Genomic DNA, 13,874 nt, shown 5'->3' with positions numbered 1-13,874 from the left:
AATGGCAGACAAGAAAGCAGCCTTGAGCGAAAAAGCAGCCTTGAGCGATAAAACCATTAATTTTATGAAGTTGCGTACCTACGCAACTATTCTTTCCGTTGTGATGATCCTGGGCTCCCTGGCTTCCCTGGCCACTAAAGGAATTAACTGGGGTCTGGATTTTACCGGCGGTACCTTGATCGAGCTGGTTTATGATCAGCCTGCTAACACGGAAGAGATTCGTAACCAGCTGGGTGAGGCTGGTTATAATGACGCCGTCGTGCAGGAGTTCGGTTCTGTACGTGACATTCTGGTTCGTATTCCCGGTGATGATCCGGCTCTGGGCCATAATATTGCCAGGCTGCTGGATCAGAATCACGATGGTAGCGTTGTCGTCAAGCGAGTAGAGTTTGTTGGTCCTCAGGTAGGTGAGAGACTGAGAGAGCAGGGTGGCCTGGGGATGCTGATGGCTCTGGGTATGGTTATGCTTTATATCGCTTTTCGATTCCAGTTCAAATTTTCTGTCGGTGCCGTTCTGGCGTTGACCCATGACACCATTATCGTTCTGGGATTGTTCTCCTTTATGCAATTGCAGTTCGACCTCACCGTTCTGGCGGCGATACTGGCGGTTATTGGTTACTCGTTGAACGATACCATTATTGTGTACGACAGAATTCGTGAAAACTTCAGGAAACTGAGGAAGGGTGATGCGGATGAAATCATCAATGTTTCCCTGACTCAGACACTGGGCCGGACATTAGCAACCTCGGGTACTACCTTGATGGTACTGCTCTCGCTGTACCTGTTTGGTGGTGAGATGATCAATGGTTTTGCCACAGCGCTGATTGTAGGTATTGGTGTGGGTACTTATTCCTCCATCTATATTGCCTCCAATCTGCTGATCTACATGAAGATCAGTCGTGAAGACCTGATTGTTCCTGTTAAGGAAGATGACGCTGATCACAGACCCTGATGGTTGTCGTCAACAGGTGTCTTTATTGAGACACCTGTCAGTCTGATGAAGAACCGGCCGTATAAAGGCCGGTTTTTTTTGCGCTCTGACTCAATATTTTAAATCTTGTCACGCTGCATAAAAAGCAATCTGTGCAATGGCTTTGGTTCAGGTCCCAAATATTATTAAACTGTTTGTACTACCGCGTTGAGGTGTCAGTATGCTGAGTCAGAATAATACTGCTCTGGTTGTTGTTGATGTTCAGGGTAAGCTTGCCACATTGATGTATAAGCAGGAGAAAATGCATGACGCTCTGGTGAAAATGATCAAAGGGGTTCGAATGCTGAATTTGCCTGTTTTATGGCTGGAGCAGTTGCCCGAAAAATTGGGACGAACGACTCCAGAAATTGCAGATGAGTTGGAGGGTGTGGCCCCCATAGCCAAGACAACATTCAGTGGTTGTGGGCAGCAAAAGTTTATGGATTCATTGATGGCAACTGGAAAAACATGCATTTTACTGGCAGGTATTGAGACTCATATTTGTGTCTATCAGACGGCTCTGGATTTAATGGCTTCAGGCTACGAAGTCGAAATAGTGGCTGATGCGACTTCATCCAGATCTAAGCACAGCAAGCGACTGGCGTTAGATAAATTGGCACGCAAGGGTGTTGAGATGACCAATGTTGAAATGGCACTGTTTGAACTGATGAAAACCGCCGGGAGTGATGTTTTTCGAGACGTGGCGAAACTGGTGAAATGACTTTGCCTGAAAAGCGAGCCTTAGCCCGGAAGGGTAAGGCTCTAGGAGCCTGACCGAGAATAGCGCCCGTAGCGAGGACGGCAGAAAATTGAGGATGAAAATTCGGTTTTGTGAGGAGAATAGCGAGCTATTTGACGAACAAAAGCGGATTTTCAGACCAATTTGCTGCCGCCGCAGTAGGGCAGACTATTCTCGGTCAGGCTCCTAGGAGGTTAGCGTCCCATGTTTTCGTGGGCAAATGGGCGAATACGTTGCAGTACTTCCTTGAAGCATTTGGGGTTGGCGGCAACGACCTGTCCCTTGTCCAGGAAGTCGTGTCTGCCATTGAAATCGCTGCACAGACCACCGGCTTCCTGGATTAATAGTATGCCAGCTGCCATGTCATATTTCTGCAGACCGAATTCCCAGAATGCGTCCAGACGGCCGCAGGCAACGTAGGCCAGATCCAGTGCAGCAGCCCCTGCGCGACGAATGCCGGCGGTATCGCCCAGTAAGGTGCGCATCATGTTCAGGTAGCCATCCAGATAGTTCAGGTTGTTGCCGGAGAAAGGGATGCCTGTCCCGATTAATGCACCTTCAAGGCTTTTGCGACTGCTTACGCGAATGCGTTTGCTGTTCATTGTGGCGCCTTGTCCACGACTCGCGCAAAATGCTTCGTCACGAATGGGGTCAAGCACAACAGCGTGTTCAATGCGGCCGCGATATTGACAGGCGATGGAAATAGCAAAAGTGGGGATGCCACGGATGAAGTTGGTGGTGCCATCCAGTGGGTCAATGATCCAGAGGTAGTCCTTACCTTCACCTTTTCCTTCAATAGTACCGGACTCTTCACCAAAGAATCCGTGGTCGGGGTACGCCTTCTTTAATGCGCCGATAATGGTTTTCTCGGAAGCTCTGTCGACTTCAGTGACAAAGTCGTTCCGGTCTTTTGCCTGCACCTTGAGACTCTCGAGGTCTTGATGGGCGTGAAGGATGATTTCGGCGGCCGAGCGAGCTGCTCGCAAGGCCATATTCACCATGGGTTGCATAGGCTGGACTACGTCTGACTGTGAAAGATCGAAATGCTGACCGAGGGGGTCGGCAGCCTGGTACAGACTGGTTTCCTACACGGAAAATAAAGTTCCGGGTATTGGGCCAGTGACTGGGAAAACAAGCGGTGGAGTATAACAGTGTTATTTAAGGCTGGAAACCTTTCATTGTGCTTGTGTGTAGTCTCTGATTTAACGCTGATGATCAGGATGGAGGTATTGGTTGTTAACTATATCGGTTTTAAGGCCAATCGAAGCTTCCCTTACGTGGCTGTCAGTCATTGTTTGGGTTAAACTCGTCGGCTTGATCGTATATATCATAAAAATCATCCGTTACAGATTTTGGATGGGTTTTATGGCATTTAATGAGCTTCTGGCTCCTTGTTTTTGGTGCAAACGAGATATCCCCCAGTGAGTGACGCAGTCGCAATTGAGCCTTTGGTGCTCGACAATATTTCCATTGTTCTGATTAATACCACTCATCCCGGTAATATCGGGGCGGCAGCAAGGGCTATGAAGACCATGGGGCTTAGTAAGCTGGTGTTGGTGGAGCCGCAGGAGTTTCCTTCAGACAAGGCTAGTGCGCTGGCTTCCGGAGCGGATGATCTGCTGGCTCATGCCAGCGTGGTGAGTACTTTGGAAGAGGCAGTAGCTGACTGTCACTTTGTGGTCGGTACCAGTGCCAGAGTCAGAGGGGTGTCACTCCCTCTCGTTGATCCACGCGCCTGCGCTAACCAGATTCTTTCTGAAGCGAGTTCAGGAAATATTGCTATGGTTTTTGGCAGGGAGGATCGCGGAATGACTAATGAAGAATTACAGATGTGTCATCTTCAGGTGCATGTTCCGACCAATCCGGATTTCAGCTCGCTGAACCTCGGAGCTGCTGTCCAGGTTATGACCTATGAGTTGAGAATGGCATGGCTGGCTATAACTCGGGGTGAAGTTCCGCTACCTTCACCGCGAACCCATGAGCTGGCATCCCAGGATGATGTAGAGCGTTTTTATGAGCATTTATATAAGACGCTGATTCAAATCGGCTTTCTTGAGCACAGTAGTCATGAGAAGATTATGGCCAAGCTCAGGCGAATGTACGGTCGCATTCGTCCAGATCGCGTCGAGCTGAGTATCCTTAGAGGCATTTTGTCAGAGACCGGGAAGTTTGCAGGTTGTTCCGGCAGAACTGAAGAGGCTGAGGAGACTCAAAAGAAGTAAAAATGTACATTCAATAATAACAACAGCACCCAGAAAACAAGTGACGAATTGACCCATGTTTGAACGTTTAAAAGAAGACATAAGAACGGTCATGGTGCGTGATCCGGCTGCCCGGAGCACCTTTGAAGTTCTTACCAACTATCCGGGGCTTCATGCTTTGTTGTTGCATCGTGCAGCGCATAAAATCTGGAAGTCCGGTTTCTGCTGGTTGGGCCGATCGCTGTCTACATTCAGTCGCTGGTTAACTGGTATAGAAATACATCCTGGTGCCAGCATTGGTCGACGTTTTTTTATAGATCATGGAATGGGTGTGGTGATCGGCGAAACGGCCATCATTCATGACGATGTGACTCTCTATCACGGTGTGACGCTGGGAGGGACTTCGCCGAATAGAGGTAAAAATCACCCTTCGAATCAGGGTAAGCGTCATCCGACACTTATGGAGGGAGTTGTGGTTGGTGCAGGTGCCAAGGTGTTGGGTCCCTTTATTGTTGGCGCAAATGCCAAAATTGGTTCCAACTCGGTGGTGGTTCGTGAAGTGCCTGAAGGTGCTACGGTGGTTGGCATACCGGGGCGTATCGTCAAAAAGCGTGAAGAAGTGGATTCTCGGCGCCAGAAAATGGCGGAAAAGATAGGTTTTGATGCCTATGCAGTGACAGAAGATATGCCGGATCCTACCGCAAACGCTATATCTGCGATGCTGGATCATATGCAGGCAGTGGATAGTCGTATAGAAGAGCTCTGTATGACGCTCAGGGAGCGTGGGCTTGATTGTGGTGACAAGCAGCTGCCTGAATTAAGAAAAGAAGATTTTGCCAGCGTAAAATCAGGCACGGAGGGTGAAGTGCTTACGCATCCATAATTTGCTTGGATGCGGGGTGCTGCTTGTATACAATAGCGTCGGCTTGCAGGTCGCTGAGTTTTTTTAATGGTGCTTTCGTTAGTAACGTTTCCAGATGGTTGAGCAACAGGTCCTTAATTCAGATGATCTTTTTCGGTTGGCTTGATCTCGACTTCGCCTGATCCCTCTCTGAACCCCTCTCCTCGCAATGGCTGGCTTAAGGCCAAAGCAGGGCTCTCGGACTATTATTTATAATACTTGACTAAATTACTAGGGTATTTCATAATTCGCACGAATACTGATCCTGTGATGGTTTTATTGCGTATGCAGGATAGAGCTGCTGTCTGGACAAGCAGCAAAAACAGTAGATTGGATTCTTTTGATAACACCGGCTCTGGTCGGCTAGTTCGGAGATATTGCCAGCATGCGATTAACAACGAAAGGGCGTTATGCCGTGACCGCTATGTTGGATCTGGCTCTTCATGCTGGAGAAGGGCCTATAGCACTGGCTGATATTTCCGATCGTCAGGGTATCTCTCTATCCTACCTGGAGCAGCTGTTTTCTCGTCTCCGTAAGGGAGACCTGGTATTCAGTGTTCGGGGGCCCGGAGGTGGTTACCGCCTGAGTCGTGATATTGATGAAATCTATGTGGCAGAAGTGATTGATGCGGTTAATGAGTCGGTTGATGCCACACGATGTCATGGCAGTGGTTCCTGCCAGAAAGGGGCTAAATGCCTTACCCATGACCTCTGGCATGATCTTAGCCAGCAGATCCACGAATTCCTCAGTGGTATCAGTCTTGCTGAACTCGTAGCCAGACGTGAAGTTCAGAGTGTTGCGATCCGTCAGGATGAGCAGCAGGGACTGAAAAACAAGAGCGCGATCAATAGCCTTCTTTGATGAGGGAGGGCAGTTGATCGCAGGGACAAACAGCCTTGAGTGACTCGAACAACACCAATGTCCGAGCGCCTGGAGATGTACGGGATGAAACTACCTATATACCTGGATTATTCAGCAACAACACCCTGTGATCCGCGTGTTGCTGAGAAGATGAGTCAATGCCTGTTGTCTGAAGGCAATTTCGGTAATCCTGCATCCCGTTCACATGTATTTGGCTGGAAGGCAGAAGAAGCCGTTGAAAATGCTCGTAGACAGGTTGCGGATCTGTTGAATGCTGACCCCCGTGAAATTGTCTGGACTTCAGGTGCCACAGAGTCTGACAATCTCGCCATTAAAGGCGTAGCGCACTTTTACAGCAAGAAGGGTAAGCACGTCATTACTTCCAGGATTGAACACAAGGCGGTTCTGGATGCCTGTCGTCAGTTAGAGCGTGAAGGCTATGAGGTGACTTACCTCGAGCCAGATTCTCAGGGGATGATTACACCCGAGCAGGTAAGCAGTGCATTGCGTGAAGACACTGTTCTGGTCAGTCTCATGCACGTCAATAATGAAATTGGTGTGGTCACAGATATCGCAGCCATTGGCGAAATTACCCGAGCCAACAAGGTTTTGTTCCACGTTGATGCTTCGCAGAGTGCGGGTAAGCTGCCTATTGACCTGGCCAGTCTCAAAGTGGATCTGATGTCTTTATCGGCTCACAAAATGTATGGCCCTAAAGGTGTGGGCGTGCTGTACGTGCGTCGTAAGCCGCGCGTTCGTATCGAGGCTCAAATTCATGGTGGCGGTCATGAGCGTGGAATGCGTTCAGGTACTCTTGCTACACACCAGCTCGTCGGCATGGGTGAAGCTTGTCGTATCGCCAAAGAAGAGATGGCTGTTGATAACGAGCACAGCCTGAAGCTGCGTCAGCGCTTTATGAACAGTATTGCAGATATGGAAGAAGTCCATGTCAATGGCAGTCTTGAACACCGTGTTGCCGGTAATCTCAATATCAGCTTTGCCTTCGTAGAAGGTGAGTCCCTGATTATGTCTCTGAAAGATATTGCTGTCTCTTCCGGGTCGGCCTGTACTTCAGCCAGTCTGGAACCGTCTTATGTGCTGCGTGCGCTGGGCGTCAGCGATGAGCTGGCACACAGTTCCCTGCGTTTCAGCTTTGGTCGTTTCACAACCGCTGAAGAGGTAGATCATGCCGTTGCCCAGGTAAGAGAGGCTGTAGGAAAACTGCGTGAACTTTCACCTCTTTGGGACATGTACAAGGATGGCGTAGATCTGAGCACTGTTCAGTGGGTAGCACACTAATATCGAACCGGGTGGGAGGAAAATATCATGGCATACAGTGAAAAAGTAATCGATCACTACGAGAATCCCCGTAATGTCGGCAAACTAGACGACAAATCTGACAAGGTAGGTACGGGTATGGTCGGTGCGCCCGCCTGTGGTGATGTAATGCGTCTTCAGATTCAGGTTAGCGATGAGGGTGTGATTGAAGATGCTCGCTTCAAAACCTATGGATGTGGTTCTGCTATTGCCTCCAGCTCTCTGGCAACAGAGTGGATGAAAGGCAAGACGCTGGATCAGGCAGCAGAAATTAGAAACACAGATATTGCTGAAGAGTTGGCGCTTCCCCCTGTGAAGATCCACTGTTCAGTGTTGGCTGAAGATGCAATCAAGGCTGCAATCGACGATTATCGTACCAAACACGGCGGGTCATAAGGTTGGTGATATTCCATTGACCTGCTGGATTTATGTATTGAGTTGGAGTATTTCATGGCGATCACCATGACGAAAGCCGCAGCCCGGCATGTAAGGGATCAGCTGAAGAAGCGCGGCAGGGGTCTCGGTATTCGTGTAGCGGTGCGAACTTCTGGCTGTTCGGGCATGGCTTATGTGCTGGAGTTCGTGGATGAAACTGCCAAAGACGAGCTGTCTTTTAAAAGTCAGGGTGTCTACATATACTCGGATCAGAAGAGTCTGGTCTACCTTGATGGCACTGAGCTTGATTTTGTCAGGGAAGGTTTGAACGAGGGTTTTCAATTCAACAACCCCAATGCAGCCAGCGAGTGTGGTTGTGGTGAGAGCTTTAACGTTTGAACTTTGACGTACAGTGATACCCATGCAGCCTGACCCTCGTTCCTTTTACAATGCATTAAAAAGTCTTTTATCACGTGAGTGGTGAAAGACTTTTTGACATTGAGAGAGAGTTGTAATAAAGGCTGCGTAATGAATAAGTTTCGGGATTTCTGGTATTTTATTTGTTGATGGAATTCCGGCCTTCACCTATTTGGAATGTTCGGTATCGTGGTCGATTTAACCAAGAATTTTTTCGAGTTGTTTCAGTTGCCTGTCGAATTTCAGGTCGATCAGGCGTTGTTATCCGAGCGATATCGCGAATTGCAAAAGTCGGTTCATCCTGACCGGTTTGCCGGGGAAGATGAGCGTCAGCAAAGGTTGGCGGTTCAGTATGCGGCCTATGTTAATGAAGGGCTCGAAACACTGAAGTTGCCTCTCAATCGCTCACTTTACCTACTGGATCTGGCTGGCCATTCTGTTGATCTTGAAAATAATACGATTATGGACACGGCCTTCCTGATGGAGCAGATGGAGCTGAGAGAAGCTGTCAGCGAAATTCGTGAACATCAGGATCCTAAGTCTGAACTGGATCGGCTGATGGCTCAGGTGGACCAATCTGTAACGGATTATCAAAACGAATTTGCCTCTCTCTGGCAAAAGGGCGATGAGGCTTCTCTGGAGCAGGCTGCGGCTGTCGTTCAAAAAATGCAATTCATGGTTAAGCTGTCTATCGAACTGGAACAGCTGGAAGCCGAGCTCCTGGATGATTGAGAATCGAATATGGCACTTCTTCAGATATCTGAACCCGGGCAGGCTCCGGAACCTCATCAGCAAAAACGTGCAGTAGGCATCGATCTGGGAACGACCAACTCCCTGGTAGCGACCATTCGATCCGGCTCTGTGGAAACATTACCGGATCACGAAGGCCATCATATTCTGCCCTCAATAGTCCGATACGCAGACCAGGGTATCGAGGTGGGGCTGGCTGCGAAACCCTACGTCGTAGAGGATTCCCTGAATACCATTGTCTCAGTTAAGCGACTGATGGGGCGCGGTCTGGAAGATGTCAGCACACTGGGTGAGGTGATGCCTTATCACTTCACACAATCAGAAAGCAGTATGCCTTTGATAGAAACCCGTCGGGGTGCTGTCAGTCCGGTTGAAGTGTCTGCTGAAATTCTTCGTTCATTATCAGAGCGTGCCAGGGAAAGCCTGGGTGGTGAGCTGGATGGTGCGGTCATTACCGTGCCTGCTTATTTTGATGATGCACAACGACAGGCAACTAAATATGCAGCCAGGCTGGCAGGTTTACATGTATACCGTCTTTTGAATGAGCCCACTGCAGCTGCTGTTGCCTACGGACTGGATGACGGGGCTGAAGGGGTTATTGCTGTCTTTGACCTGGGTGGTGGTACCTTCGATATTTCTGTTCTCAGGTTGAAGAAAGGCGTGTTTGAAGTCATGGCTACGGGTGGAGATACAGCCCTGGGTGGTGATGATTTTGACAAAGCCGTTGCCCATTGGATTCTGGAGTCTGCTTCTGTTTCTGAAGCGGAACTTGACAGCGGGCTTTTCAGGGCCGTAATGACAGAGGCCTGCAGGGCTAAAGAAGCCCTGACTGACCTGGATAGCGTCCCCGTCGCCTTTGCTGGCTGGCAGGGTGAGCTGAGCCGTGTTCAGTTTAATGGGCTGGTTAAGCCACTGGTTTCCAGAACCATCAGAGCATTCAAACGAACCCTGCGTGATGCAGGCGTTAAGGCGGCTGACATTCGTGAAGTGGTTATGGTGGGTGGTTCTACCCGTGTACCCTTTGTTCGAGAGTCTGTGGCTGAATTTGTCGGCAAGCAACCCCTGACGTCTATTGATCCGGATCGGGTTGTAGCAATGGGCGCTGCGCAACAGGCCAATGTTCTGGCAGGGAACAAGTCTGCTGAAGAAATGTTGCTGCTGGATGTTATTCCTCTTTCGCTCGGTCTGGAGACCATGGGCGGATTGATGGAAAAAGTCATTCACAGAAATACCACTATTCCGGTCAGTAGGGCCCAGGAGTTTACAACCTATAAAGAAGGCCAGGCCGCAATGGCCATACAGGTTCTGCAAGGTGAGCGGGAGCTGGTGAGTGATAATCGTTCGCTGGCTCGCTTCGAGTTGCGCGGTATTCCACCACTGCCTGCCGGTGCTGCCAAGATTCGTGTGACTTTCCAGGTTGACGCGGACGGCCTGCTGGATGTTTCAGCGGAAGAAATGGCTACGGGTGTTAAAAGCAGTGTACAGGTCAAGCCCTCATTTGGTCTGACCGATGATGAAATCGCCCGTATGCTGAAAGAGTCCGTGAGTAGTGCTGTTGAAGACAGGGATGCCAGAAAACTGAGGGAGCAGGAAGTAGAGGCTGATCGTTTGACAGAAGCTCTGACAACGGCACTTAAAGCCGACGGGCGTGAACTGCTGAGTGAAGATGAATTTAACCGCCTGGTGGCTGATCTGGAACAACTCGGAACTGTAAGGCGTCTGGGGGATGCCGATGCCATCAAGCTTGAAATAGAACGTATCAGTAAGGCCACTGATGAGTTTGCTGCCCGTCGAATGAATTCGGGTATACGAAAAGCACTCTCGGGTCATAAGATTGACGAATTCAAGGAGTCCTGAACAATGCCGCAAATCGTATTTCTGCCCCATGATGAAATCTGTCCGGAAGGGGCTGTGATTGAAGCTGAGGCGGGGGTGACCGTATGTGATGCGGCTCTGGCTAATGGTATTGAGATTGAGCATGCCTGCGAAAAGTCCTGTGCCTGTACCACCTGTCATGTTGTTGTTCGTGAAGGTTTTGACAGTATGGAAGAAGCTGATGAGCTGGAAGAAGATCTGCTCGACAAGGCCTGGGGTCTGGAGCCTGAATCTCGTTTGAGCTGTCAGGCGGTGGTTGCTGAAGAGGATCTGGTGGTAGAAATACCCAGGTACACGCTAAACCAGGTGTCAGAGAAACACTGATCCTGATGTGTTTTCGCTACAGAGGCTCCAATGAGTCTCTTTCTTTCCATAGAGTGGATCATCGAATAGGAGGAAGAAAGGCAATGAGATGGACAGATGTTTTCGACATTGCTGCTGAGCTGGTCGATGCCCATCCGGATGTTGATCCAAAATTTGTCAATTTTGTTGATCTGAGAGGCTGGGTGATGGCTCTGGAAGATTTTGATGATGATCCAGAGCGTTGTGGGGAAAAGATTCTGGAAGCAATTCAGGCGGCCTGGATAGAAGAGCATGAGTGATCAGCCCGATGAGAGCTTTTAGCAATGATTCTTAGGGTAGACATTAAGCCCCACCCACAGCACAAAGTCCTAATCTTGTACGCCCCGAACAACCATCTCGTGCAGGGTGTTCACGTCTCGCATTATCTGCCCAGAAGTCCAGCAGCTTCCTTGTATGTGAGAGCAGAGACTTTCCTGCATTCATCAGGGATAAAATGACATTACCAAACAGCCGGGTTCCACTTTTCATCGCCTTATGCGTCGAGATTTCTTCAATGGCTCCACTTTCGTAGAGGTTCGCCTGAGCAGCATGGGCAAGATACCTTTTCAACGTCACAACCACGAAGGACATCAGAATCAGGCTAAACACCAGTGTCGCTGATTTAGTGTTAAAACGATGCCACCCTGAATAGGACTTGATCTCTTTGAAGATAAGCTCTATTTGCCATCGTAGACGATAGGCCTGAAGTACTTCACTCAGGGTGAACTCAACCCGGTTAAGGTTGCTTACAACGAATACCCATTTCAGTTTCCTGTCATTCCAGCGGACAACCAAACGATATGGCCAGGCTTTGAATCCTGGCCATTCTACATCCAGGTCGAGGCATTGATCTTTAGGGAAGCCAGACAACACCTCCTTAAGTTTTTTCCCTTTGTAGCGATTGAGATTTTTGCCATCCTCCCGTACTGCGCTGAGTATCGTCGGGTTGATACTCTGAGGTGCCTTGCAGATAAAAGACCCCTCCCGATCATCAATGGCAGCAAAGCGTTCCAACTCAAAATAACCGGCATCGATCAGCATCAGGATATTGGCCATGGAGGTTGGCAGTGGTGGCAGACAGTCTCTTTCTGAACGGGTATCTTCAGTGAGCTGCACGCGCACCAGATTGTTGGTAAGAAGATCCATTGTCGTATGAAGTTCGACAGCAGCAGGACTGACCGTTGAGAACCTGCCGGGAAATGTTTCCTTTAGGGCATCGTAGACAGCTTGCGATGAGCCGTCATGAATCAGAATGTGCTCAAACTCTGAAAATGGACTGTCCTCATCAAACGCCATGACTTTGCGCGAAAAGATTTCCAGACACTGCAACCATAGCCAGAGGACAAGAGCAGGCATCGCGTCTTTTTTAGCTTGATTTGCCCAGGAACGATAGGAGACATTCAGCCCCGTCAACTCATTAAATTTTCGGTGGAGATCGGCTTGAGTATCGCAGCTTCCATCACCAGCGAGGGCAGCAATCAGTGAAAGGATAAAGTCCAAGGGGCGGATATCTCGCTGTCGTATAGTAAAACCAAGCTGCTCCGCCATGCTGAGGAGTTCAGACCGGTCGAAACACGTCAGCAGTTTTTTTCAACTAGTCTACTATTTGCGATACTCATCTTGTTCAGCCTTGATACTTTTCGCGAAGCTTTATTTTGGCTGTTCAAGGTGAGTTCTGCCGCTAGAAATGAATCTTTTTTGAGCTTAATGTCTACCCTAAGAGCAATGATTGATTCTATTCTTCCAGTTAACGATAGTTAAGGTCTTCAGGGTGAAGTATCTGCCCGATAAAGAGTATTCTCTCTGTTTTCTTATGTCGTAATATATAAAGAAATGGCCTGTTAAAATTAATTTTGATATTATTTCTGATACCATCGACAAACATAGTTTGAGTGACTGCTGAAGCTTCAGTTCCTAATTCGTTGACTTTTATGGCGCAATTTTGTTGAACACCGCTTAAAAAGATCTCTTTCGAAGAACCCACTAGCATGCCACCTAAATTGACTCTGCCTTGCTCAAACAAACATCCCAGACCCGTGTTTTGTAAGGCGGAATACAAGTCACTTTTGGAACGGGTCTCAAAAGCGGGTAAAGTAAGATCCACTTCTGGTACAGTTTGTATTGACGCAAGTAAATTGGCCATTAATCCAGTGGATATTCCTGAAACTGCTGTTCCTTCCGGGGGTAAAACCAGAACCATTTCATAGTTACCCCGGTAGGGAACCGTTACTGCTTGCCACTCATTGTGGGTAGCGTACCCTGTGTGTTGTATTTCCTGATGTAAAACTCTTCTGAGATGCACTCTTCCGTTTGCTAAAGTAAACATTCCTCCTTCCTGTTTACGATAAAAAGGTTGTTTCCACAGCCCTCTGAAGTAAACAGAATTGATGAGAATAAGTGCAGTCTCTGTGTTCCAATCATCAGCATTGCAAAAAGATCGAATCATGCCATGGGTTAAATAGCAGAACTCTTCGTTAAGATACCTTGCGAGTGCTTTCACGGATGGTCTGTTAGTAAAGTCTATATTCTCATGAACAATCGTATTCATCTTTTCAGCTTCCCTTCGATAGGTATCCTGAAGCTGGTGTCGGGAGGCCAATAATAAAGCGTTAGCTACAGAATAGACCTCGCCTCGCCCTGAACCGGCACATGGTTCTTCTGTTGTGGTGGGGAAAGCACAGCTTTCCAGAAATTTTGCGAGCAACTCCCGGGTGGTACCAGAGGCTCCCGCGAGTAGGGCCGACAGGGCGTGAAAAAGGCTGTCAGGGGAAAAAACAAAATTTGAATCTGGATGGGCCTGAGCTGCCAACATAAAAAGTCGCATCACCACTTCCACTTGTTGGGAGTGTTGTGTTGCTGGTTGAGTTACTGGATCTGGTGTCGTGCAGCTGGCGATAGGCGGATTGGCAGTTGGCAAGGACTTAGCTGGATAGTTAGCTGCCGGGTGGCAAACTGGGCAGACCAGAAAGACATCATCATTGAAAGCAGACATACACTCCTCGCATGTTTGGGGGGCGGCCCGAAGCGGAGGTGATGTTAATAAGAAACACAATGTCAATAGTGAAAGCTGTATTGCAGCGCATCGAGAGGAACGGTTGCTCAACTTATTTGTTAAAGTCAATTTT

At 48.7% G+C, this 13,874-nt stretch carries 15 protein-coding genes; 12 read left to right on the top strand and 3 right to left on the bottom strand.

Annotated features, from left to right (window positions below):
• Position 1 precedes the first annotated feature (1 nt).
• Both secF and ACO6VG_RS21945 read left to right on the top strand, forming a co-directional pair.
• Positions 2-952: a protein translocase subunit SecF gene (gene secF, locus ACO6VG_RS21950; RefSeq protein ID WP_422134244.1), complete on the top strand. Its 951-nt coding sequence runs from the start codon at positions 2-4 to the stop codon at positions 950-952.
• Between the two features lie 199 nt (positions 953-1,151).
• Positions 1,152-1,691, top strand: a complete 540-nt coding sequence (locus ACO6VG_RS21945; protein WP_422134243.1) for a hydrolase — start codon at positions 1,152-1,154, stop codon at positions 1,689-1,691.
• Positions 1,692-1,903: 212 nt separating this feature from the next.
• On the opposite strand, the gene ACO6VG_RS21940 is transcribed toward ACO6VG_RS21945, so the two are convergent.
• Entirely contained in the window at positions 1,904-2,719 is an 816-nt protein-coding gene (locus ACO6VG_RS21940; RefSeq protein ID WP_422134242.1) for an inositol monophosphatase family protein, read from the bottom strand.
• A gap of 411 nt (positions 2,720-3,130) precedes the next feature.
• On the opposite strand from ACO6VG_RS21940, the gene trmJ reads away from it, so the two are divergent.
• The 10 genes from trmJ (at position 3,131) to iscX (ending at position 11,009) form a co-directional block, all read left to right on the top strand.
• Positions 3,131-3,931, top strand: coding sequence for a tRNA (cytosine(32)/uridine(32)-2'-O)-methyltransferase TrmJ (gene trmJ / locus ACO6VG_RS21935; RefSeq protein WP_422134241.1), 801 nt, complete (start codon positions 3,131-3,133; stop codon positions 3,929-3,931).
• Between the two features lie 55 nt (positions 3,932-3,986).
• The gene (cysE, locus tag ACO6VG_RS21930; protein ID WP_422475667.1) at positions 3,987-4,793 is read left to right on the top strand and encodes a serine O-acetyltransferase; all 807 of its coding nucleotides are present in this window, start codon (positions 3,987-3,989) and stop codon (positions 4,791-4,793) included.
• Between the two features lie 403 nt (positions 4,794-5,196).
• The gene (iscR, locus tag ACO6VG_RS21925; RefSeq protein ID WP_422134239.1) at positions 5,197-5,673 is read left to right on the top strand and encodes a Fe-S cluster assembly transcriptional regulator IscR; all 477 of its coding nucleotides are present in this window, start codon (positions 5,197-5,199) and stop codon (positions 5,671-5,673) included.
• An 84-nt stretch (positions 5,674-5,757) separates the two neighbouring features.
• Positions 5,758-6,972, top strand: a complete 1,215-nt coding sequence (locus ACO6VG_RS21920; RefSeq protein ID WP_422134238.1) for an IscS subfamily cysteine desulfurase — start codon at positions 5,758-5,760, stop codon at positions 6,970-6,972.
• A gap of 27 nt (positions 6,973-6,999) precedes the next feature.
• The gene (gene iscU / locus ACO6VG_RS21915) at positions 7,000-7,386 is read left to right on the top strand and encodes a Fe-S cluster assembly scaffold IscU (protein ID WP_422134237.1); all 387 of its coding nucleotides are present in this window, start codon (positions 7,000-7,002) and stop codon (positions 7,384-7,386) included.
• A gap of 54 nt (positions 7,387-7,440) precedes the next feature.
• Entirely contained in the window at positions 7,441-7,764 is a 324-nt protein-coding gene (gene iscA, locus ACO6VG_RS21910; RefSeq protein ID WP_317142071.1) for an iron-sulfur cluster assembly protein IscA, read from the top strand.
• Between the two features lie 207 nt (positions 7,765-7,971).
• Positions 7,972-8,514: a Fe-S protein assembly co-chaperone HscB gene (gene hscB, locus ACO6VG_RS21905; protein WP_422475664.1), complete on the top strand. Its 543-nt coding sequence runs from the start codon at positions 7,972-7,974 to the stop codon at positions 8,512-8,514.
• A 9-nt stretch (positions 8,515-8,523) separates the two neighbouring features.
• Positions 8,524-10,389, top strand: a complete 1,866-nt coding sequence (hscA, locus tag ACO6VG_RS21900; RefSeq protein ID WP_422134235.1) for a Fe-S protein assembly chaperone HscA — start codon at positions 8,524-8,526, stop codon at positions 10,387-10,389.
• Between the two features lie 3 nt (positions 10,390-10,392).
• On the top strand, positions 10,393-10,731 hold the full coding sequence (gene fdx / locus ACO6VG_RS21895; protein ID WP_422134234.1) for an ISC system 2Fe-2S type ferredoxin: 339 nt from the start codon (positions 10,393-10,395) through the stop codon (positions 10,729-10,731).
• Positions 10,732-10,814: 83 nt separating this feature from the next.
• The gene (gene iscX / locus ACO6VG_RS21890; RefSeq protein ID WP_422413458.1) at positions 10,815-11,009 is read left to right on the top strand and encodes a Fe-S cluster assembly protein IscX; all 195 of its coding nucleotides are present in this window, start codon (positions 10,815-10,817) and stop codon (positions 11,007-11,009) included.
• Positions 11,010-11,052: 43 nt separating this feature from the next.
• Here the strand turns inward: iscX and ACO6VG_RS21885 are convergent, their stop codons facing one another.
• Together ACO6VG_RS21885 and ACO6VG_RS21880 are read right to left on the bottom strand one after the other, a co-directional pair.
• Positions 11,053-12,330: an IS4 family transposase gene (locus tag ACO6VG_RS21885; protein ID WP_422476320.1), complete on the bottom strand. Its 1,278-nt coding sequence runs from the start codon at positions 12,328-12,330 to the stop codon at positions 11,053-11,055.
• Positions 12,331-12,496: 166 nt separating this feature from the next.
• Positions 12,497-13,870, bottom strand: a complete 1,374-nt coding sequence (locus ACO6VG_RS21880) for a serpin family protein (protein ID WP_422134232.1) — start codon at positions 13,868-13,870, stop codon at positions 12,497-12,499.
• Between the last annotated feature and the right edge of the window lie 4 nt (positions 13,871-13,874).

The sequence above is a fragment of the Endozoicomonas sp. ALB032 genome, from assembly GCF_049310125.1.
GTDB lineage: Bacteria > Pseudomonadota > Gammaproteobacteria > Pseudomonadales > Endozoicomonadaceae > Endozoicomonas_A.
This window is presented reverse-complemented; position numbering and strand designations above follow the sequence as displayed.